18 protein-coding genes and 1 pseudogene are annotated in these 19,198 nt (G+C 71.4%); 14 read left to right on the top strand and 5 right to left on the bottom strand.

Going from position 1 to position 19,198, the window contains the following annotated elements; translation table 11 throughout:
- Nucleotides 1-11: 11 nt before the first annotated feature.
- Together AB0D67_RS34005 and AB0D67_RS34000 are read left to right on the top strand one after the other, a co-directional pair.
- Nucleotides 12-713, top strand: a complete 702-nt coding sequence (locus AB0D67_RS34005) for a helix-turn-helix domain-containing protein (RefSeq protein ID WP_362945106.1) — start codon at nt 12-14, stop codon at nt 711-713.
- Nucleotides 714-862: 149 nt separating this feature from the next.
- On the top strand, nt 863-1,408 hold the full coding sequence (locus tag AB0D67_RS34000; RefSeq protein ID WP_362945104.1) for a dihydrofolate reductase family protein: 546 nt from the start codon (nt 863-865) through the stop codon (nt 1,406-1,408).
- Here the strand turns inward: AB0D67_RS34000 and AB0D67_RS33995 are convergent.
- A complete protein-coding gene (locus AB0D67_RS33995) occupies nt 1,387-2,232 on the bottom strand; it encodes a helix-turn-helix domain-containing protein (protein ID WP_362945102.1) in 846 nt (281 codons plus the stop codon). The two genes, AB0D67_RS34000 and AB0D67_RS33995, sit on opposite strands and share 22 nt — an antisense overlap.
- Nucleotides 2,233-2,251: 19 nt before the next feature.
- Between AB0D67_RS33995 and AB0D67_RS33990 the strand changes: the two genes are divergently transcribed.
- The 4 genes from AB0D67_RS33990 (at nt 2,252) to AB0D67_RS33975 (ending at nt 6,244) form a co-directional block, all read left to right on the top strand.
- Nucleotides 2,252-2,773 (top strand): TIGR03086 family metal-binding protein, encoded by a 522-nt coding sequence (locus AB0D67_RS33990; RefSeq protein ID WP_362945100.1) that lies wholly within the window; start codon nt 2,252-2,254, stop codon nt 2,771-2,773.
- A 245-nt stretch (nt 2,774-3,018) separates the two neighbouring features.
- Nucleotides 3,019-4,212 carry an acyltransferase gene (locus AB0D67_RS33985; RefSeq protein WP_362945098.1) on the top strand — a complete coding sequence of 398 codons (1,194 nt, stop codon included), beginning with the start codon at nt 3,019-3,021 and terminating at the stop codon, nt 4,210-4,212.
- 221 nt (nt 4,213-4,433) lie between these two features.
- The gene (locus AB0D67_RS33980) at nt 4,434-5,054 is read left to right on the top strand and encodes a helix-turn-helix domain-containing protein (protein WP_362945096.1); all 621 of its coding nucleotides are present in this window, start codon (nt 4,434-4,436) and stop codon (nt 5,052-5,054) included.
- A gap of 149 nt (nt 5,055-5,203) precedes the next feature.
- On the top strand, nt 5,204-6,244 hold the full coding sequence (locus AB0D67_RS33975; RefSeq protein WP_362945094.1) for an acyltransferase family protein: 1,041 nt from the start codon (nt 5,204-5,206) through the stop codon (nt 6,242-6,244).
- A 72-nt stretch (nt 6,245-6,316) separates the two neighbouring features.
- Here the strand turns inward: AB0D67_RS33975 and AB0D67_RS33970 are convergent, their stop codons facing one another.
- A complete protein-coding gene (locus tag AB0D67_RS33970; RefSeq protein ID WP_362945092.1) occupies nt 6,317-7,555 on the bottom strand; it encodes a DUF6596 domain-containing protein in 1,239 nt (412 codons plus the stop codon).
- Nucleotides 7,555-8,024, bottom strand: a pseudogene (locus AB0D67_RS33965) (YciI family protein). Before AB0D67_RS33965 ends, AB0D67_RS33970 begins: the two are co-directional and overlap by 1 nt.
- Before the next feature lie 467 nt (nt 8,025-8,491).
- On the opposite strand from AB0D67_RS33965, the gene dnaE reads away from it, so the two are divergent.
- From dnaE to AB0D67_RS33930, 7 genes are all read left to right on the top strand, one after another.
- On the top strand, nt 8,492-12,040 hold the full coding sequence (gene dnaE / locus AB0D67_RS33960; RefSeq protein WP_362945090.1) for a DNA polymerase III subunit alpha: 3,549 nt from the start codon (nt 8,492-8,494) through the stop codon (nt 12,038-12,040).
- Nucleotides 12,037-12,375: a DUF6300 family protein gene (locus tag AB0D67_RS33955; RefSeq protein ID WP_362945088.1), complete on the top strand. Its 339-nt coding sequence runs from the start codon at nt 12,037-12,039 to the stop codon at nt 12,373-12,375. Before dnaE ends, AB0D67_RS33955 begins: the two co-directional genes overlap by 4 nt.
- A gap of 178 nt (nt 12,376-12,553) precedes the next feature.
- Nucleotides 12,554-13,738: a helix-turn-helix transcriptional regulator gene (locus tag AB0D67_RS33950; RefSeq protein WP_362945086.1), complete on the top strand. Its 1,185-nt coding sequence runs from the start codon at nt 12,554-12,556 to the stop codon at nt 13,736-13,738.
- 121 nt (nt 13,739-13,859) lie between these two features.
- Nucleotides 13,860-14,237 (top strand): hypothetical protein, encoded by a 378-nt coding sequence (locus tag AB0D67_RS33945; protein WP_362945084.1) that lies wholly within the window; start codon nt 13,860-13,862, stop codon nt 14,235-14,237.
- Between the two features lie 247 nt (nt 14,238-14,484).
- Nucleotides 14,485-14,802 (top strand): hypothetical protein, encoded by a 318-nt coding sequence (locus AB0D67_RS33940; protein ID WP_362945082.1) that lies wholly within the window; start codon nt 14,485-14,487, stop codon nt 14,800-14,802.
- On the top strand, nt 14,802-14,939 hold the full coding sequence (locus AB0D67_RS33935; protein ID WP_362945080.1) for a hypothetical protein: 138 nt from the start codon (nt 14,802-14,804) through the stop codon (nt 14,937-14,939). The genes AB0D67_RS33940 and AB0D67_RS33935 overlap by 1 nt, the downstream gene beginning before the upstream one ends.
- A gap of 98 nt (nt 14,940-15,037) precedes the next feature.
- Complete coding sequence (locus AB0D67_RS33930) at nt 15,038-15,361, top strand: MazG nucleotide pyrophosphohydrolase domain-containing protein (protein WP_362945078.1); 324 nt, start codon at nt 15,038-15,040, stop codon at nt 15,359-15,361.
- A gap of 25 nt (nt 15,362-15,386) precedes the next feature.
- Here the strand turns inward: AB0D67_RS33930 and AB0D67_RS33925 are convergent, their stop codons facing one another.
- The gene (locus AB0D67_RS33925; RefSeq protein WP_362945076.1) at nt 15,387-16,790 is read right to left on the bottom strand and encodes an MFS transporter; all 1,404 of its coding nucleotides are present in this window, start codon (nt 16,788-16,790) and stop codon (nt 15,387-15,389) included.
- Nucleotides 16,791-16,870: 80 nt separating this feature from the next.
- Here AB0D67_RS33925 and AB0D67_RS33920 point away from each other — a divergent pair, with 80 nt between their 5' ends.
- Nucleotides 16,871-17,755 carry a helix-turn-helix transcriptional regulator gene (locus tag AB0D67_RS33920; protein WP_362945074.1) on the top strand — a complete coding sequence of 295 codons (885 nt, stop codon included), beginning with the start codon at nt 16,871-16,873 and terminating at the stop codon, nt 17,753-17,755.
- A gap of 33 nt (nt 17,756-17,788) precedes the next feature.
- On the opposite strand, the gene AB0D67_RS33915 is transcribed toward AB0D67_RS33920, so the two are convergent.
- Nucleotides 17,789-18,877 (bottom strand): hypothetical protein, encoded by a 1,089-nt coding sequence (locus tag AB0D67_RS33915; RefSeq protein WP_362945072.1) that lies wholly within the window; start codon nt 18,875-18,877, stop codon nt 17,789-17,791.
- Between the last annotated feature and the right edge of the window lie 321 nt (nt 18,878-19,198).

The following is a 19,198-nucleotide window of genomic DNA, read 5'->3' as shown; positions in this document are numbered from 1 at the left end:
AAACGGCTCGGATGGGGTTGGAGATCGAGGACCGGCCGTCCGACTCGCCGTACATCGATCGGGTGTGGCGGAGCACCAGCCACGGCGTCGACACGATGACCTCGGTCGCGACCGCACACTGGGACCTGGTCTTCTGGGAGCACCGCGGCCGGTTCAGCGCGGCCGTCCAGGGACCGGAGCCCCGGGCGTGCCCGGCCCCCGTGCCCGAGGAGGCCACGTTCTTCGGGATCAGCTTCTCGCTCGGGACCTCGATGCCGCACCTCCCGGCCGGCCGGCTCGTCGGCGGTTCCGTGGAGATCCCGGACGCGACCCCCGGATCCTTCTGGCTGAAGGGTTCCACCTGGCATGTTCCGGGCTACGACGACGCCGAGGCATTCGTGCGGCGGATGGTGCGAGAGGGCGTCCTGGTCCGTGACCCGATCGTCGCCGCGGTGTTCCGCGGCGCCCCGCCGGACGTGTCCGAGCGGACCGTACAGCGGCGCTTCGCGGCGGCGACCGGGCTCACCCCCGGCGCCGTGCGGCAGATCGACCGCGCCCGCCGGGCGGCGGTCCTGCTCCGGGAGGGCGTGCCGGTGCACGACGTCATCCACCGGCTCGGATATTTCGACCAGCCGCACCTGGCGCGGTCGCTGTCCCGCTACATCGGGCGGACCGCCACGCGGTTGAGCGCCCGGAGCCTGTCGGAGCCGCTGTCGCTTCTGTACAAGATGTGAGCCCCGCGCCCGTCTAATCTCCTCTTCACAGCCACGGTCACGGCGGAGGACGATTCCGCCGCCGACGCCGGCGAGGAGGGAGGGCCGGCCGCCCCGGTCCGCGGACGCGAGGCCACTCCCCGTGCCCCTGACGACGAGGGAACAGCGCAATGGCCAAGATCGTTTCCAACTTCTTCATCTCGCTGGACGGCGTGATCGAGTCGCCCGACCAGTGGCACACTCCGTACTTCGACGACCAGATGGGCGCGGCGATCGGGGCGGGCATGCAGGAGGCGACGGCGTTCCTGATGGGCGGCAAACTGTACGAGGAGTGGTCGGCGTACTGGACGACGACGGACCAGGACGAGGACTTCGCCAAGTTCATCAACGGCACCCGCAAGTACGTCGTGTCGAACACCCTGCGGGAGGCGGACTGGAACAACACCACCGTCGTCTCCGGTGACGTCGCGGCCGGGCTGCGCGAGATCAAGGAGCGGACCGACGGCACCATCCAGATGTCCGGCTCCGCGACGACCGTGCGGTGGCTGCTGGCCAACGGGCTGCTCGACGAGCTGAAACTGCTCGTCCACCCGGTCGCCGTCGGCCACGGTCAGCGGCTGTTCGAGGACACCCCGACCCACAGGCTGAAACTGGTCGAGTCCGAGACGTTCCGGTCCGGCGTGCTCAACCTGACCTACGTCCCGGACGCCGGCTGACCCGTGCCGCCGAGCCGGGCGTAGGCCGCGGGTGACATGCCGACCGCCGCGGTGAAGTCGCGGGTCAGGTGGGCCTGGTCGGCGTATCCGAGCTCGGCGGCCAGCGTCGCCAGGTCGAGGCCCCGGTAGACCCGCTCCGCGGCCTCGTGCAGCCGGAAGCGGCGGATCACCCACTTGGGGCCGACGCCGACGTAGTCGCGGAACAGCCGCTGCAGTGAGCGCACCGACCGCCCGGCCCTGGCCGCCAGCGCGTCGACCCGGGTCATGGACACGTCGCTCTCCGCCATCGCCACCAGCGCCGCGACCTCCTCGGCCACCGGATCCCGGCGGGGTCCCAGCCCCAGCAGGAAGTCATCGACGAGGGCGACGGCGGCCGGGATGTCCGGCTCGGTCAGGACGCGCCGGACCAGGGTCTCGCCCGCCGCGCCGTACATCTCGCCGATCCCGGGGAAGCGGTCGGTCAGCCGGGACACCGGGCCGTCGAGGAACGGCCGGAAGCCGCCGGGGCGGAAACGCGTGCCGAGCACGCGGCCGCCGCCCCGCATCGTGTAGGAGAACCCGCCCCTGATCACCCCCGCGATCCGGTGGAAGTCATCGGTGATCGTCATGTTCACGGTGGGGTGGGAGACGATGCGCTGCTCGTACGGCTCGGCGAGATCGGTCCACGTGACGACCCAGAAGTGCTCGACGTACGCCGCGAGCCCGGGTGACGGCGCCCGCCGGACGTAGTCGAAGGCGTCGAGTCCCGCGTACGGGTCGACCCAGCCGCGCTGTCGCGTTTCTACAAGCCGCGCCTCGGGCGAATGGGGCACGCTGGCTGTCATGGACGACATGATGCCGTTGATGAGGCGTGCCACCGAACGGACCGCGGGACTGGTGCGCGAGGTGGGGCCCGAGCAGCTCGGGCTGCCGACGCCGTGTGAGAAGTTCGACGTCAGGGAGTTGATCAACCACCTGGAGTGGGTGGCGGAGATGTTCGAGTCGCTGGCTCACGGGGGGCCGAGGACCGAGCGGGGACCGTACGCGGGCGACTTCCCCGAGAGGGCGGAGCGCACGCTGGCCGCCTGGTCGCGGCCGGAGGCGTGGGAGGGCATGAGCCCCGGCATGGGCCTGCCGATGGACGTGCTGGCCCACATGTACCTCGTCGACATGGTCGTGCACGGCTGGGACCTGGCCAGGGCCGTCGGCCGGGAGTACGAGCCGGACCCCGGGACGGTCGCGCGGGCGCTGGACTTCACCGACCGGATGGTGGAGACGGGCAGGCAGCGCGGCGCCTTCGGGCCGCCGGTGGCCGTCCCGGACGACGCCCCGCCGTTCGACCGCCTGCTCGGCGTCATCGGCCGGGACCCGGCCTGGACGCCCTGACCGTCCGGGCTCCCCGCCCCCGCACCCGGCGTCATCCGCGGACGGCTGGGACGGCGGGTCCACGGGCATGGGGGACGATCTCCAAAGGGTGATCTCGGAATCATCGCCCGTCCGCGTCGTCCCGCCGGCCGCCTGGACATGACGGCGTACCCGTTCATGCATGGTCACGATGACCGTCGGTGTTCGTCATCTGTTATTTAGCGACATCGGCGTATTTTTCGGACATTGATCATTAGCATCGTCGGATGCTCACTGTTCCGGCGGCGACTCGGCAGGCCGGGCGCATGGCCTGGCTCGACGCCCTCCGCGGCCTCGCCGCCCTGATCGTGGTCTTCGAGCACACGCTCCAGCCCCTGCTGCCCGGGGCGCGGATGCCGGTCAAGGCGGTCTTCGAGCCCGGATGGTACGGCGTGACCGTGTTCTTCCTGGTCAGTGGCTACATCGTGCCGGCGTCGCTGGAACGGCGGGGCGACGTGCGCGCCTTCTGGATCTCCCGCTTCTTCCGGCTGTATCCGCCGCTCGTGGTGTGCGCGGCGGGCATGGCGCTGCTGGCCGCGATGGGCTGGGACGAACTGCACGTCTGGTGGGGCTCGCGACCGCTCTCCCTGACGGTGGGCCACCTGACGATGCTGCAGAACCTGCTGGCCATGCCGAACCTGGTCAACGTGCTGTGGACGCTGTCGTACGAGATGGCGTTCTACCTGCTGCTTACCGCGATGTTCACCCTCGGCGCGCACTGGCGGAGCACCGCGTACGCCCTCGCCCTCACCGCGGCGGCCGTGGCGGGCGCGGGCGCGCTGCCGGTCGCGCTGCTCTCGGCCGGCGGCTCCGGCCGGATGCTGACGGTGACACTGGTGGTGGCGGCCCTGGTGACGGCGGGCCTGGCCGCGGTCATCACGGGCACGGGCACGGTACGGCGGGCGGGCGCGATCGTCGTCGGGGCCGTCGTGCTGGGACTGCTGGCGGTGAACCAGAGCTACCCCGGCCCCTGGCAGGGGCTGCTGATCCTGGCCACCATGTTCGCCGGAACGGCGCTGTACCGGGCCGAGCAGGGCCAGATCCCCTGGAGCCGGGCGGGCTGGGCGGCGCTGGTGCCGGCGGCCGGGATCTGGCTGGCGCGCGGCGACCTCGGCACCCAGACGGCCGAGGCCGCCGCCTGGCTCACCTTCGTCGCCGCGATGGCGCTGCGGCACCGGCGGATGCCCCGCGTCCTGACCTGGCTGGGGCTGGTCAGTTACTCGGTCTACCTGCTCCATCCGCTGCTGCTGGAGGGCGTCCAGTGGTTCTGGCCCGAGCCGGCGGCCGTACCGCTGGGGGCGCGGCTGGCGGCGCTGGCCGGCGTGGTGGCGGCGCTGCTCGGCCTCAGCGCGCTGACCTGGCGCTTCGTGGAGGCTCCGGCGCAGCGGCTGGGCAGGCGCCTCATCACACCCGGCGGCTGACGCTCAGGGAGGGACATCTACGGGGTTCCTCCGGCCGGAAGCCGGGCTCCGGCCCGCGGGTGCGGCGAGAGCAGAAGCCGGGCTCCGGCCCGTGGGCACGGCGAGAACAGAAGCCGGGCTCCGGCTCGCGGGTGCGGCGAGAGCAGGGAAGAAACCGTACACGGATGGAGCGGCGCGATGCGGTTCGCGCGTTTTCTGGCCGGTTGTGTTAAATTTTGGCCATGCGGTCAGAAAATGAGTCGAGCGGCCAGAAGACGCGGTCGTTCATCGAGGAGGCCAGGCGGTCCCAGATCGTCGCCTCCACGGTGGAGGTGCTCGCCGAGGCCGGGTTCGCGCAGGCGTCACTGGCCCGCATCGCCAAGCACGCCGGCGTCAGCAAAGGGGTGATCTCCTACCACTTCGCCGGCAAGGACGAGCTGATGGAGGAGGTGGTCGAGCGCACCTACGCCGCCGTCGTCAAGCACGTGCTGGCGCGGATGGAGGGCGTGGAGTCGGCCACCGAACTGCTCAGGACGCACGTCCTGGCCGCCGCCGAACACATGCGCGACCATCCTGCCCAGCTCAAGGCGCTGGGTGAGATCCTCGTCAACCTCCGCACCGCGGACGGCGGCCTCCGCTACGGCGTCAGGACCAACGAGGAGGTCTACCGCGCGCTGGAGAGCATCTACCGCCTCGGTCAGGAGACCGGGGAGTTCAGGACGTTCGACACGCGGGTGATGGCCGTGACCCACTCCGCGGCCGTCGACGACATGTTCGCCTACTGGACGGCCCATCCCGGCCATGACCTGGACGCGCACGCGCGCGAGCTGGCCGGCATCCTCGAAAGGGCGTGCGCCCGATGAAGAACCGACCCCCGACCCCCCGGACCGGGCCCACGGCTTCACCGGCCGGACCCGCGACCTCCCAGGGATCCGCGACCTTCCAGACCGGGCACGCGGCCTCGCGGGCCGGAACCGCGGCCCCGCCCGTCCGGACCACCCGGCTCCATGCGGTGGACAACCTGCGGATCCTCCTGACCGCGCTGGTCGTCGCCCACCACGTCGCCGTCACCTACGGCCACATCCCCCTCTGGTACTACACCGAGCCCGCCAAGGACCCCTCCGGGACCGCGCTCGACATCCTGGTGACGTTCAACCAGGCGTTCTTCATGGGGTTCTTCTTCCTCATCTCCGGCTTCTTCACCCCCGGCTCCTACGACCGCAAGGGCGCCGGCTCGTTCCTCCGCGACCGGCTCGTACGGCTCGGCGTCCCGCTGCTGGTCTTCACCGTGCTGCTGCGCCCGCTGCTCACCCTCGACGGGTTCGCCGACCACGACGGCCTGCCGTACTGGAAGTACTACCTCGGTTCCTGGGACCCGGGACCCATGTGGTTCGCCGAGGTGCTGATCGTCTTCGCGGTGGCCTACGCGGTCTGGCGGGGCACGCGAGCGCCGCTCGCCCGCCGTACGGCGCCGCCCCGGTTCCGGGGGGTCGCGCTGTTCGCGCTGGGGCTGGCCGCGGCGACGTTCCTGTGGCGGATCCCGGTGCCGACCGGCAGCTACGTTCCGGTGCTCGGGCTGCCGACGCCGGACTTCCTGCCGCAGTACGCCGCCATGTTCACCCTCGGCTGCGTGGCCTTCCGGCGCGGCTGGTTCGAGGCGCTGCCCGCGCGGGCGGGACGGTACGGCTTCGTCGCGGCGGGCGTGTCGAGCGCGACGCTGCTGCCGTCGGCGCTCATGACCTCCGGGATGCCGTCGTCGGCGCTGATGGCGCTGTGGGAGTCGGTCTTCGCGATCGGCATGATCGCCGGGCTGACGGCGCTGTTCAAGAAGCGGTTCGACAGGCAGGGGCCACGTGCCAGGTTCCTGTCGGACCACGCCTTCACCGTGTACATCGTCCACCCGCTCGTGCTGGTCGGCCTCGGATGGGCGCTGCGCCCGCTGCCCGCGATCGCCGTCGTGAAGTTCGCCGTAATGCTGGCCCTCGCGCTGCCGCTGTGCTGGGGCCTCGCCTACCTGGTGCGGCGGCTGCCGGGAGCCAAGCGGGTGCTTTGAGCGGCCGTCGGAGCCGACGCGATCGACGGCATCCGGGACGCGCTCGAATCCCGGCCGGCCGAGCCGGAGAGGTCAGCCCAGCGTGGCGGCCTTGCGCAGCAGCACCGAGCGTTCGCGCCGGTTGGCGCAGAGCCGGGCCGCCAGTTCCAGCTCGGCGCGTGCTTCCGGTCGCCGTCCGAGCCGGGCCAGCAGCTCACCGCGTACGGTCGGGAGCAGATGCGAACCGGGGAGCCGGTCCGAGGCGATCAGCTCGTCCACGATGGCCAGGGCCTGCGCCGGGCCCGAGGCCATGGCGACGGCGACGGCCCGGTTGAGCTCGACGACCGGTGAGGGCGCGACCCGGCCGAGTGCCTCGTAGAGGATCACGATCCGGTCCCAGTCGGTCGCCTCGACCGAGGGCGCCGACGCGTGGGCGGCGGCGATCGCGGCCTGCAGGCCGTAGGGGCCGAGGCCGCGGGCCGACGCCTTGGCCAGGGCGGCCAGCCCGCGGCGGATCGCCGAGAGATCCCACCGCCGCCGGTCCTGATCCTCGAGCAGGATCGGTGAACCGTCCGGGCCGGTTCTGGCAGGGAAACGCGCGGCCGTCAGCTCGCACAACGCCAGCAGGCCGTGCACCTCCGGCTCGTCCGGCTGCAGCGCGGCCAGCGTGCGGGTCAGCCGGATCGCCTCGTAGGCGAGGTCGGGGCGCAGCAGCCGGTCACCCGACGTGGCCGTCGACCCCTCGGTGAAGATCACGTAGAGGACGCTGAGCACGCCGCCCAGCCGCTCCCGGCGTTCGGCGGCCGGCGGCGGTTCGAACGGCACCCCGGCCGCCGCGATCGTCTTCTTGCCCCGGGTGATGCGGGCCTGCACGGTCGGCACGGATACGAGGAACGCGCGGGCGATCTCCTCGCTGGACAGGCCGCCGACCACGCGCAGGGTCAGCGCCACCCGTGACTCGGGGGAGAGCACCGGGTGGCAGCTGACGAACATCAGCGCCAGCACGTCGTCGTCGATCCTGTCGGGATCGACGACCTCGTCGACCGCGGAGCCGACCGCGGGGCCGACCGCCGAGTCGGCCGCCAGCAGGGCGTACCGGTCCTGGAGGGCGGTCCGGCGGCGGATCGCGTCGATCGCCCGCCGCCGGGCCGTGGCCATCAGCCAGCCGGCCGGATTCGCCGGCGAATCGAGTGGCCACGACACCAGCGCCTCGGCCACCGCCTCCTGGGCCGCGTCCTCGGCCAGCCCGAAATCGCCGGTGAACCGGGTCAGCGCGGCGACGATCCGCGCCGACTCGATCCGCCAGACGGCCTCGACGTCGGTCATGCCCATCAGATCCGGCCGTCGCTCTCGCGCCCGGCCCGGTCCTCGGCGGTCACCCGGCGGCCTGCGGGGCCCGTCGCCTCGCGCCCGATCCGGTCCTCGGCGGTCACCCGGCGGCCTGCGGGACCTCGTCGTCACCGGGCACCCGCCGGATCTCGATCTTGGACCCGGGGGCGGCAGGGACCCGCTTGGCCCACTCGACCGCCTCCTGCTTGGAAGCGACGTCGAGCAGGAAGAAGCCCCCGAACAGTTCCTTGGTCTCGCCGTACGGCCCGTCCGTGACGACCGGGGTCTCACCGCTGAAGTCGACCACGACGCCCTGGCCCGGATCGTCCAGCCCCTCCGCCGCGAGGAGGACGCCGGCCTTGACCGTCTCCTCGATGAACCCTCGGGTCGCGGTCATCATCTCGTCGATGTCGGCCATCATGGCCGCGTTCGACTCGTCGGTGCCCCTCATGATCAACAGGTACTTCGACATCGCGTTCTCCTCGTCCGGCGGGGCCGCCTCCCGGCCCTCGCACCCACACGTCGAACGAGCGGCCCGCGGATCGACACGGTCCCGGAGAAAATCTCCCGCCGCGACGCGGCCGATCCCTCCGGCTCGTGTTCCGCCCGTCAGAGCGGCTCCTGGGAGGCGGCCGGCGCGGACGCCGCGCTGATCGGAGAGCTTATCGCCGCGTCTCCGGACGGCGGTGACGCGTCATGCCGTCACCGGCGGCGCCGGGCCTCCGCCCGGCCGGGCGCCCCGCTGACCTCACCCCGTACCCGGGCGAATAATCGCAGGTCAGAGGTGGTTCGGTGAGGCTTTCTCGCGCCGCTTCGGTGAGGGAGGTGCGGCTCGTGTCCATCGGCGGGGCAGGCGGGCTGGGAGGTGGAGATGAGGCGGCTGGAGGCGTAGGCTCCGGGGCCGGGAAACGGCGGCCGGCCTGGAGAAAAGGGGAACAGGTGACCGAATCTTTCGTGCATCTGCATGTCCACACCGAGTACTCGATGCTCGACGGTGCGGCGAAGATCGGCCGGATGTTCGAGGAGGTGGCGCGGCTGGAGATGCCCGCCATCGCCATGAGTGACCACGGCAACATGTTCGGCGCCTACGAGTTCCAGGGCGAGGCCAAGAAGGCGGGCATCAAGCCGATCATCGGCATCGAGGCCTACGTGGCGCCCGCGGCCCGCTCCTTCAAGAAGCCGGTGTTCTGGGGCAAACGCGCCGAGACCGGCGTCGCGGACGGCGAGGGCGGCAAGGACGTCTCCGGCGGTGGCCGGTACACGCACATGACCATGTGGGCCAAGGACGTCGCGGGCCTGCGCAACCTGTTCCGCCTGTCGTCCCTGGCCTCCTTCGAGGGCTACTACGGCAAGCCCCGCATGGACCGGGAGCTGGTCGCCCGGCACTCCGAGGGGATCATCGCCACCACCGGCTGCCCCTCGGGGGAGGTGCAGACCCGGCTGCGGCTCGGCCAGTACGACCAGGCCGTCGAGGCGGCGGCCGGCTACCAGGAGATCTTCGGCAGGGAGAACTACTTCCTGGAGCTGATGGACCACGGCCTGGACATCGAGCGTGACGTCCGCGAGGACCTGCTGCGCCTGGCGAAGCAGCTGAACATCCCGCTGCTGGCCACCAACGACTCCCACTACGTCACCGAGGACCAGGCCGACGCCCACGACAGCCTGCTGTGCGTCGGCGTGGGCCGCAACAAGGACGACCCGAACCGGTTCCGGTTCAACGGGTCGGGCTACTACGTCAAGAGCCCCGCCGAGATGCGGAGCCTGTTCACCGAGCTGCCCGAGGCGTGCGACAACACGCTGCTGGTCGCCGAGATGGTCGGCGACTACGACGAGGTGTTCGGCTACATCGACCGGATGCCGCAGTACCCCGACGTGCCCGAGGGGGAGACGCAGGAGTCGTGGCTGCGCAAGGAGGTCGAGCAGGGCCTGGTGATGCGCTACGGCGACCCGGTCCCCGCCGAGGTGTGGGAGCGATACGAGACCGAGATGAAGGTCATCGGCCCCATGGGGTTCTCCTCCTACTTCCTCGTCGTCGCCGACATCTGCAAGTACGCCCGGGACAACGGCATCGCCGTCGGGCCCGGCCGGGGGTCGGCGACCGGCTCGATCGTCGCCTACGCGACCCGCATCACCGAGCTGGACCCGCTGGAGCACGGCCTGCTGTTCGAGCGGTTCCTCAACCCCGAGCGCATCAGCCCGCCCGACATCGACCTCGACTTCGACGACCGCCAGCGCGACCGCATGGTGTCCTACGTCACCCGGAAGTACGGCAACGAGTACACCGCGCAGGTCAACACCTTCGGCACGATCAAGGCCAAGGCCGCCGTCAAGGACGCCTCCCGCATCCTCGGCTACCCCTTCGCGATGGGCGACAAGATCACCAAGGCGATGCCGCCGGACGTCATGGGCAAGGGCGTCCCCCTGGCGAAGATGTTCGACCCCGAGCACCCCCGCTACATCGAGGGCGGCGAGATCCGCTCCCTGTACGAGTCGGACGTCGACGTGCGCAAGGTCATCGACACCGGCCGCGGCATCGAGGGCCTGATCCGCGGCACCGGCGTGCACGCCGCCGCGGTCATCCTGTCGTCCGCGCCGCTGCTGGACCTGATCCCGATGCACATGCGGGACAAGGACGGCGTGGTCATCACCGGCTTCGACTACCCGTCCTGCGAGTCCATGGGCCTGATCAAGATGGACTTCCTGGGCCTGCGCAACCTCGGCATCATCGACCACGCCATCAAGATCATCGAGCAGAACCGCGGCGTGACGATCCGTACCGAGGAGATCCCCCTCGACGACGCGACCACCTACAGGCTGCTGGCCCGCGGCGACACCCTGGGAGTCTTCCAGCTCGACGGCGGCCCCATGCGGCAGCTCCTGAAACTGATGGAGCCCACCCGGTTCGAGGACATCGCCGCCGTCCTCGCGCTGTACCGGCCCGGCCCGATGGCCGCCAACGCCCACACCAACTACGCCCACCGCAAGAACAGCCGTCAGGAGATCACCCCGATCCACCCGGAGCTGAAGGACGCCCTGGACCCGATCCTCGGATCCACCTTCCACCTGCTCGTCTACCAGGAGCAGATCATGGCGGTCGCCCGGGAACTGGCCGGCTACACCCTCGGCGGCGCCGACCTGCTGCGCCGCGCCATGGGCAAGAAGAAGCCCGAGATCCTCGCCAAGGAGTTCGTCAACTTCCAGGCGGGCATGCGCGGCAACGGCTACAGCGACGGGGCGATCCAGGCGCTGTGGGACGTCATGCTGCCGTTCTCCGGCTACGCCTTCAACAAGTCCCACACCGCCGGCTACGGCCTCGTCGCGTACTGGACGGCCTACCTCAAGGCCAACTACCCCGCCGACTACATGGCGGCCCTGCTCACCAGCGTCGGCGACGACAAGGACAAGGCCGCCATCTACCTCGCCGAATGCCGCAAGATGGGCATCCAGGTCCTGCCGCCCGACGTCAACGACTCCGACCTGACGTTCGCCGCGGTCGGCGACGACAAGGTCCGCTTCGGCCTCGGCGCCGTCCGCAACGTCGGCGAGAACGTCGTCGAGGGCATCATCAAGGCCCGCCAGGAGAAAGACGACTACACCGACTTCAACGACTTCCTCGGCAAGGTGCCGCTGCAGGTCTGCAACAAGCGCGTCATCGAGTCCCTGATCAAGGCCGGAGCCTTCGACTCCCTCGACCACCCCCGCAAGGGACTGCTGCTCACCCACGAACAGGCCGTCGACTCCGTCATCGACATCAAGAAGAACGAGGCCAACGGCCAGGACTCCCTGTTCGGCGGGACCGAGGACACCGAGGAGAACGTCTTCACCGTCACCGTCCCCGACACCGAGTGGGACAAGAAGACGCGCCTGGACTTCGAGCGGGAGATGCTCGGCCTGTACGTCTCCGACCACCCCCTCGCCGGCACCGAGCGCCTCCTGGCGCGCAACCGCGACACCACGATCGTCGAACTGCTCGAAAGCGGCCGGGAACGCGGCGACGTCCGGGTCTGCGGTCTCATCACGAAGGTCGACAAGCGCGTCAACAAGGCCGGGAACCTCTGGGCGATCGTCGTGGTCGAGGACATGGACTCCGCCGTCGAGTGCCTGTTCTTCCCCAAGAACTACGAGCTGTACGGGCCGATGCTGCGGGAGGACGCCGTGGTGTCGGTGGGGGGTCAGGTCAACAACCGCGACGGCGCGATCTCGATCTTCGCCCAGGACCTCACCATCATCGACGTCTCCATCGTCGCGGGCGACTCCGGGCCGCCCGTCACGATCTTCCTGCGGGAGGAGCGGGTCACCGCCGAACTGGTGGAGGAGCTGCGCAACATCCTCAAGATGCACGAGGGCAAGGTGCCGGTGCAGGTGCGGCTGCGCCGTCACACCGGCCGGACGCTGGTCATGGCGCTGCCGGACTACCAGGTCGACGCCGCCCCATCCTTCGCCGGGGACGTCAAGGCGCTGTTCGGGTCGGACGCGATCGCCCTGTGAGCCGCCCCGTCGAGGTCGTCTCGGTCGTGGAGCCCCCGGTGTGCCCGCGCTGCGACGGTGAGGGCCTGCTGTCGGTGCTGGTCGGCCACGGCTGGACCAACGCCCGCGGATCCGCGGTGCGCGGCCACGTGCCGGTCGTGCTGTGCGCGGGATGCGACTCCGGCGACCCGCTCGCCGCGCCGCTCATCACCTGGTTCCACGTCCACGAGACCGTCACCGGCGAGGTCGCCGAGGAGTTCGCGCGGCTGCTCGACCGGTGGGCCGGCCACCTGCGGCCGCCCGCCCTGGACGGGGCAGCGTTGGAGGCCGACGCCTGGCGTCGCGGCGAACTGTGACGACGCACGGCCTCCGCCCCGGCCTCGCTCCACCGGGGCGGAGGCCGTGCTGGAGGCCGACGCCCGGTGGTCCCGACGGCATGGCGATGAGCAGGCTCTTCCACCCGGGAACGCCTGTCAATGAGCGGGTCCGCGGCTTAGCCTGGAAACGCGACATCACCAGGGAGAGGCGGAGCCCATGGACGACGGTTGCACCATCGGAGACCGGCTCAGGAAGATCCGTGGCGACCGTTCCTGGACGCAGGAGGAGCTCGCCGAACGGGCCGGGGTCAGCAGGGACATCGTCGCGAAGCTGGAGCAGGGCCGCCGGGAGTCGGCGCGGCTGACCACCTTGATGCGGTTGGCGAACGCGCTGGACGTGGACCTGTCGGCGCTGACCGGCAAACGCGACCGCATGGGCGGCGAACGCGACGGCGCCAGCGTCCTGAAGCTGCGGGACGCCCTGCTGTCGGCGTCCCTGCTGCCCGGGGCGGACGACGGCCACGACGGGGAGCCCACGCCGGTGGCGGACGTGCGGGCCGCGGTGGACGACGCCTGCCGCCGTTACTGGGCCGGTGACTTCCCCGCCCTGATCGCCCGGCTTCCCGGACTGATCGCCGAGGCGCGGCTGTCCCACGCGGCGTACGGCGCGGCGGCGGTGTATCCGCTGGCCATGGCCTATGACCTGGCGGCCAGCGTGATGGTGCACCTCGGACGGGACGACCTGGCGGCGATCGGCGCGGAGCGGGCCATCACCGTCGCACACGGCGGCGATGACGAGCTGCTGTGGATGACCCTGCACGCCACGTACTCATGGGTGCTGCTGCACCAGGGCCGAACCAGGGAAGCCGAGGAGCTCGCCGCCGGTATGGCGGCCCGGATCGAGCCGTCGTTCTCCGCTCCGGCCGCTCACGTGGCCGCGTGGGGCAACCTGCTGATGACCGCCCTGGCCCCGGCGGCGGCGGCCGGCCGGGAGGTCGCGGACTACATCGCGCTGGCCTCCGCGGGTGCCGAACGGCTCGGTCGGCGGACACCGGTCTACAACACCGCGTTCGGCCCGGCAACGGTGGCGATGCAGGCCACGCACGCCTACGCCGTACGGAAGGAGGCGGACAAGGCACTGAACGCGGCCGGCCGCGTCCGGCCCGGCGATCTTTCAGGCATCTCCTACGGTCGTCATCTCATCGATGTCGCCCAGGCACACCTGGACGCCCGGCACCGGCAGGCGGCCGTCGAACGACTCCAGGAGGCGCACGCGCTGTCGCCGGTGTGGTTCCGTCACCAAGGCGTCGCCCGTTCCCTGGTGGCCGAGATCCGGGAGCAGGAGACGCGCCCGTCGCCCTCCGTCCGGTCGCTGGTGCGCTCCCTCCACCTGACCCGGTAGACCCGCGTCCCGCTCGCCTCAAGGCGGGTGGGGCAGGGCGTCCTCCTCCTCCGGCGGGCGAGTGAGAGGGCGGGACATCGCGTCCCTGGTGGTCCATCTCCCGCGCCATCACCATCGGTACATGACCCGTTACCGAGCGGATGAACGGCGCGGCCTCCACGGCCTCCCCGAGCCGCCACACGCCTCCGCCACCCCCGCCGACGCGATGCGGCTGCTTCGCCAGGCCCTGCACGGCCACGGCGTGGCGACGCCGGACGGTGACGTCATGAGAACGTCCGGCGGCCACTACACGCTGAGCCTCGCACCGGGCCTGCTCGTCTGGAGCGTCCCGGACGCATTCCGCTGGTTCGACGGCGGCGGCATGGTCCGCCACCCCTCGACCGACCCCGAGGGGGCCGCCGGCCTCCTGGCGAAGCTGTTCGGCCGGAACTCGAGCCTGCGCCGTCAACGGGAGTATCTGGACACGCTCACGAAGCCCGCCGGAGCCGCACCCGTCTGACCCGGACGACCCCGTCCACCCCGCTCAACACCTGTCCGACTCGTCCGGCCCCGTCCGGCCGACGGCTCTCGACTTCCAGCTCTGGCGGGGCTCTGTACCGGCCGTGGCCCACGCCCCCGACACGGCCCGGCCGCCCGACGCCCGCCGGAGGCGGCCCCGAGACGATCACCGGCGTTCCCCGCCGGAAGACCCCGGGGCCGCTCATCTCCCTCATCCGCTCTCACCGCACGAGAGGACCCGCACCAGCATGATTCCGACACCCGGCACCCCCGCGAGCGACCGGCTCCAGCAGATCACCCGATGGGGCCTGGCCACCGCCACCCTTCAGCGGTTGCGCACCAGGCTCACCGACCACGAGATCTTCCCCCGGCTCATCCGGGAGGACAGCCGGCCCCACCTGCTCATCGGCGAGGCACTGACCGTGTGGACCGGCTACAACGGCGAGGTCGTCTACTGGAGCCCCGAACCGGGCATCCCTGTTGAGAACGCCCCCGCTTCCGACCTGGCCGGCGCGGCCCGCCGGATCGCCGAATTGGTCTACGCCGAACCGGCACCGGTCCCCTGATGGAGCTCGCCGCCACGCTGCGCTTCCGGGAGCGTGACGCTTTGCGCGGCATCGTCAACGCCGGCCACACCGAGGCCCGCGTCGCAGTCGCCGCGGCCGCCATCCTGCGGTCCGGTCTTCACCGCGTCCCGGGCTGAGGCGCGCTTCGCGGCATGCGGAAGCCTGGTTTTCGTGAGGGGCTACAGGCGGTGCTGCTAGCGTGGCGGCGTTCTCACCCGTCACATCCGGGATCACCATGCAGCCTCTTCCCAGTACGCATTCTCCGTCGCTGGAGACGCTCCAGCGGTATGTCGTGGAGATGGAGAAGGAACGCGGCTTCTCCGACAGCACGATCATCGAGCAGTGTCTGAAGCTCAGCGAGGAGACCGGAGAGGTGTGCAAGGCCGTGCGCAAGCACACCTCCCTGTCGATCGACCCCACCAGCCTGACGGGAAGCGTTGGCGCCGAGCTCGCGGACGTCCTCATCTACGTCGCGGCGATCGCCAACCGTGCCGGAGTCGACCTGTCCGAAGCCCTGCGGGAAAAAGAGCAGGTCAACGAGACCCGCGTCTGGACATAGGCCGAGGCTGTATCAGCGACGAGGACTACAGGGACGGCACGCGGTGATCCGCCTCCCGGGCGGCGGTCCGGGGGATCGCCAGCGCGGCCACCACGCCGATCAGCGCGAGGGCCGCGGCGGTGAAGAGGGCGGATCGCAACCCGTCGGCGGTGGCGGCGCGCAGCGCGTGCCCGGTCAGGCCGGCGGTGTCACGGCCGGCCACGGCCACCAGTACGGCCAGGCCCGCGCTGCCGCCCGCCTGCAGGACGGTGGAGGAGAGGCCGGAGACCGCGCCCTGCTCGTGCGGGGCCACGCCGGTCGAGGCCACGATGAACATGGTGTTGAACGACAACCCCGACCCCAGGCCGAAACCGGCGAGCCCGGCCAGCAGGCCTAGATAGGAGCCGTCGGCGGACAGGCTCGACGCCAGCACCGCCGTGCCCGCCGCGCCCACGAGCACGCTGAGGACCAGCGTGCCGCGCGTCCCGACGCGCGGGATCAGCCGCTCGGCGGCCAGGTTGCCCGCCGTGATCCCCAGGGTCGGCCCGAGGAAGGCCAGGCCCGACCGCAGGGCGTCGTAGCCGAGCACGTCCTGGAAGTGCAGGGTGAGGAAGTACGGCACGCACTGCAGGGTCAGGCCGTAGACCAGGATGGCCCCGGCGGCGGCGCTCGTGTGCCGGTTGGCCAGCAGCCGCGGGGGCATCAGCGGGTTGCGGCTGCGCGCCTCGATCACGAAGAACGCGGTGAGCAGCACCACGGCGGCGGCGAGGGACGCCAGGACCTCGGGGGAGAGCGGGCCCGGCTCCGCGCCGCGCGCGATGGCGAACACGAGCGCCGTGACGCCCGCGGTGCCGGTGAGCGCGCCGGGCAGATCGAACCCGCCCGCCCGCCGCGGGCCGTCCGGTGTCAGGACGGCGAACGCCGCGGCGGCGCCGGCCGCGGTCAGCGGCAGGTTGACGAAGAAGACCGCCTCCCAGCCGAACGCGCCGGTCAGCACGCCGCCGAGCAGCGCGCCGAGGCTGAGCCCACTGGCGCCGCATACCGCCCACACGGTCATCGCCCGGTTGCGGGCCGGCCCCTCGTCGAACATGGTGACGACCAGCGACAGGGTCGCCGGCATCAGCACCGCGCCGCCGAGTCCCTGCAGCGCCCGCGCGCCGACCAGGAGGGCCGGGGCGGTGGCCAGGCCGCCGAGGAGCGAGGCGACGCCGTACAGCAGCAGGCCGAGGACGAACATGCGCCGCCTGCCGAGCAGGTCGGACAGGCGGCCGCCCAGCAGCAGGAAGCCTCCGAAGGGCACCGCGTAGGCGCTGACCACCCACTGCAGCGCGTAGGGGGAGAACCCCACGTCACGCGCGATCTGCGGCAGTGCGACGTAGACGATGGTGAAGTCCAGGGCGGTGGTCATGCTGCCCAGGCCGAGGAGGACAAGAGGGATCACAGGTCGCATGCCGGACAGCCTGCTCGGGGCCCCGGCCGCCAGCCAGGTCCGTGCTCTGGCTGGTCAAATTTTGCCTAGGCTGGGTGATCGTGGATCGTGGTGCCGAGCTGAGCGAGTTCCTCAAGTCCCGCAGGGCGCGGCTGCGCCCGGAGGACACCGGCCTGCCGTACCGGAGCGGCGGCACGCGGCGGGTGCCCGGGCTGCGCCGGGAGGAGCTGGCGATGCTCGCCGGGGTGAGCGTCACCCACTACACCCGGCTGGAGCAGGGCCGCAGCCGGAACGTCTCGACCGAGGTGCTGGACGCCATCGCCGACGCGCTGCGGCTCACCGGGGACGAGCGGGGATACCTGCACGCGCTGGCCCACCCCGCGCATCGGTGCCGAGACGTCCCGCGGGTCCCGCTCCGGCCGGGGCTGCAGCGGCTGCTGGACTCCATGGTCCTCACGCCCGCCTTCGTCCTCGGACGGCACGCCGACGTCATCGCCTGGAACAGGCTCGCCGCCGCCGTCTTCGCCGACTTCGCCGCGCTCCCCGAGGAACACAGGACCATCGCCCATCTGATCTTCCTGGACGAGGACATCCGGCGCATGCACGGTGAGGGCTGGCCGCGGCTCGCCCGCGAGCACGTGGCCCAGCTGCGTGTCCTGGCCGCGCGGTATCCCACGAACCCGCGGGTCATGGAGCACGTCGACGCGATCTGCCGGCGGAGCCCCGAGTTCGGCCGCCTGTGGCACGAGCACCACGTGGCCGTCGCGACGCACCGCGACTACGTCCTCGACCATCCGCTCGTGGGAGAGCTTCGGCTGTCCGCCGAGATCGTCGGCCTCCCCGGCGATCCCGAGCTGCAGGGGATGGACCTGTTCGCCGCCGAACCCGGCTCCGCGTCGGAGGAGAGGCTGCGCCACCTGGCCGCCACCACCACACGCGCGCCGTCCGGCCCCGCGTCACCGGGAGAGCCGATCTCCCACGGTTGACCGGCCGGACGCGTCCACCGGGAGCGCCCGTGTTCAGTGGTCGCGTCTCCAGAGCTTCCCCGTCGACAGGTCGAGGTGGTAGACGCGCTCGCTCAGGGCGCCGCGCACCAGGAAGGAGCCCTGCTCCGACCAGCCGAGACCGATGTCGAGGAAGTCGTCACCGGGGAAGGTGGGAACGACACCGCGCAGGCGCCGCCCGGTCGCCACGTCGAAGGTCTCGAAACGTCCCTCGCGACCCCGGATGACCACGAGGCGGCGTCCGTCCGGGCGGAGGTGGTACGTGTCCTCGGGGGAGTCCTTGACCTCCTTCCTGAGGGGCAGGCTCATCCGGGTTCTCCCCCGCAGGTCGGCCACGAGCACCTGGGACGCCGTGGTGACCACGATTCCGCTCCCGTTGAGATCGTGGACCCGCCGGGCGCCGGGGATCGACGTCGAGGCCCAGGTCCTGGTGTCGATGATCTGCGTGTCGTCCTCGGCCAGGGCGACGTACCTGTTCCGACCGAGGAACGCGGGCGCGGGCACCGCGGTGTCGGCCAGGCCGCCGGTCAGGCGGTGGATGCCCCGGGCGTCCTGGTACGTCATGCGACGATCACCCCTGCCCAGGTAGACGACGGCCTTCTTGTCAGGGCTGCGCACGAACGGCGCGAGCCGGGGCGCCCCGCCCGGCCTGATGACGTACGGCGCCGCCTGAGGGAACGGCGTCCCGTTCACCCTCCATGACCGGCAGGGGGCATCCAGGTGGCCGGACCACGCGCAGGTGGGCTCCTTGTAGCCGCGCACCGTCGTGAAGGTCGCCGTCTCGTTCGCGAGCGGCCTGGGCGGCGCGTATTCCGGCGGTTCCGGAAGCGGCGGTCGCCACGGGGTGAGGACCACTCCCGACAGCACGATCGCGGTTCCTGCGAGGTGGAGGCTCCGGGCCGACCAGCGGCCGAGGGCCCGTCCGGCCTGGACCGCTTCGTCCGGCTCCTCGGGCGCCGGCCCGGCGCTCGTCCTCCGGGCGGCGAGCGGCACGGCCGCCGTCACGACGACCATGATGACGGCATGGGCCAGAAGCGCCGGTGTGACGTCTCGGCTCGTCAGCAGGTGGAGGCCCGCCACCGCGGCGGTGGCCGAACCGAGCAACCACGCCCTCCGATGGAGAGCGGTGTCGCCGGGGTCGCGCGGTATCGGGGCCGGCGACCGTACGCCGTGGAGGATGGAAACGGCGCACCAGCCCACGACCAGATAGAACGGGTCTTCGGTGAGCAGGGCCAGTGGAACGGCAGCGGCGAGGGTGATCAGCCGCCACCGGCGCAGACCGCTGAAATGGTCGATGACCTGCCGGGCGTTGGCCGGTGTGACGGAAAGGCCGGTCAGCGTGGCGAATCTGTCGAGTCTTTCCCGGGTGACCGGTACTACATCTGTAGATCGTTAACCGATTCGCCTGCGTGACTGTGGGTAGAT

The sequence above is a fragment of the Streptosporangium sp. NPDC048047 genome, assembly GCF_040653115.1.
Taxonomy (GTDB): domain Bacteria; phylum Actinomycetota; class Actinomycetes; order Streptosporangiales; family Streptosporangiaceae; genus Streptosporangium.
This window is presented reverse-complemented; position numbering and strand designations above follow the sequence as displayed.

Excerpts from the sequence above, each read along its gene's own strand:
- AB0D67_RS34005 (WP_362945106.1), top strand. The coding sequence starts at position 12 with ATGGGGTTGGAGATCGAGGACCGGCCGTCCGACTCGCCGTACATCGAT.
- AB0D67_RS34000 (WP_362945104.1), top strand. The coding sequence starts at position 863 with ATGGCCAAGATCGTTTCCAACTTCTTCATCTCGCTGGACGGCGTGATC.
- AB0D67_RS33995 (WP_362945102.1), bottom strand. The coding sequence starts at position 2,232 with ATGACAGCCAGCGTGCCCCATTCGCCCGAGGCGCGGCTTGTAGAAACG.
- AB0D67_RS33990 (WP_362945100.1), top strand. The coding sequence starts at position 2,252 with ATGAGGCGTGCCACCGAACGGACCGCGGGACTGGTGCGCGAGGTGGGG.
- AB0D67_RS33985 (WP_362945098.1), top strand. The coding sequence starts at position 3,019 with ATGCTCACTGTTCCGGCGGCGACTCGGCAGGCCGGGCGCATGGCCTGG.
- AB0D67_RS33980 (WP_362945096.1), top strand. The coding sequence starts at position 4,434 with ATGCGGTCAGAAAATGAGTCGAGCGGCCAGAAGACGCGGTCGTTCATC.
- AB0D67_RS33970 (WP_362945092.1), bottom strand. The coding sequence starts at position 7,555 with ATGGGCATGACCGACGTCGAGGCCGTCTGGCGGATCGAGTCGGCGCGG.
- AB0D67_RS33950 (WP_362945086.1), top strand. The coding sequence starts at position 12,554 with ATGGACGACGGTTGCACCATCGGAGACCGGCTCAGGAAGATCCGTGGC.
- AB0D67_RS33945 (WP_362945084.1), top strand. The coding sequence starts at position 13,860 with ATGACCCGTTACCGAGCGGATGAACGGCGCGGCCTCCACGGCCTCCCC.
- AB0D67_RS33940 (WP_362945082.1), top strand. The coding sequence starts at position 14,485 with ATGATTCCGACACCCGGCACCCCCGCGAGCGACCGGCTCCAGCAGATC.
- AB0D67_RS33935 (WP_362945080.1), top strand. The coding sequence starts at position 14,802 with ATGGAGCTCGCCGCCACGCTGCGCTTCCGGGAGCGTGACGCTTTGCGC.
- AB0D67_RS33930 (WP_362945078.1), top strand. The coding sequence starts at position 15,038 with ATGCAGCCTCTTCCCAGTACGCATTCTCCGTCGCTGGAGACGCTCCAG.
- AB0D67_RS33925 (WP_362945076.1), bottom strand. The coding sequence starts at position 16,790 with ATGCGACCTGTGATCCCTCTTGTCCTCCTCGGCCTGGGCAGCATGACC.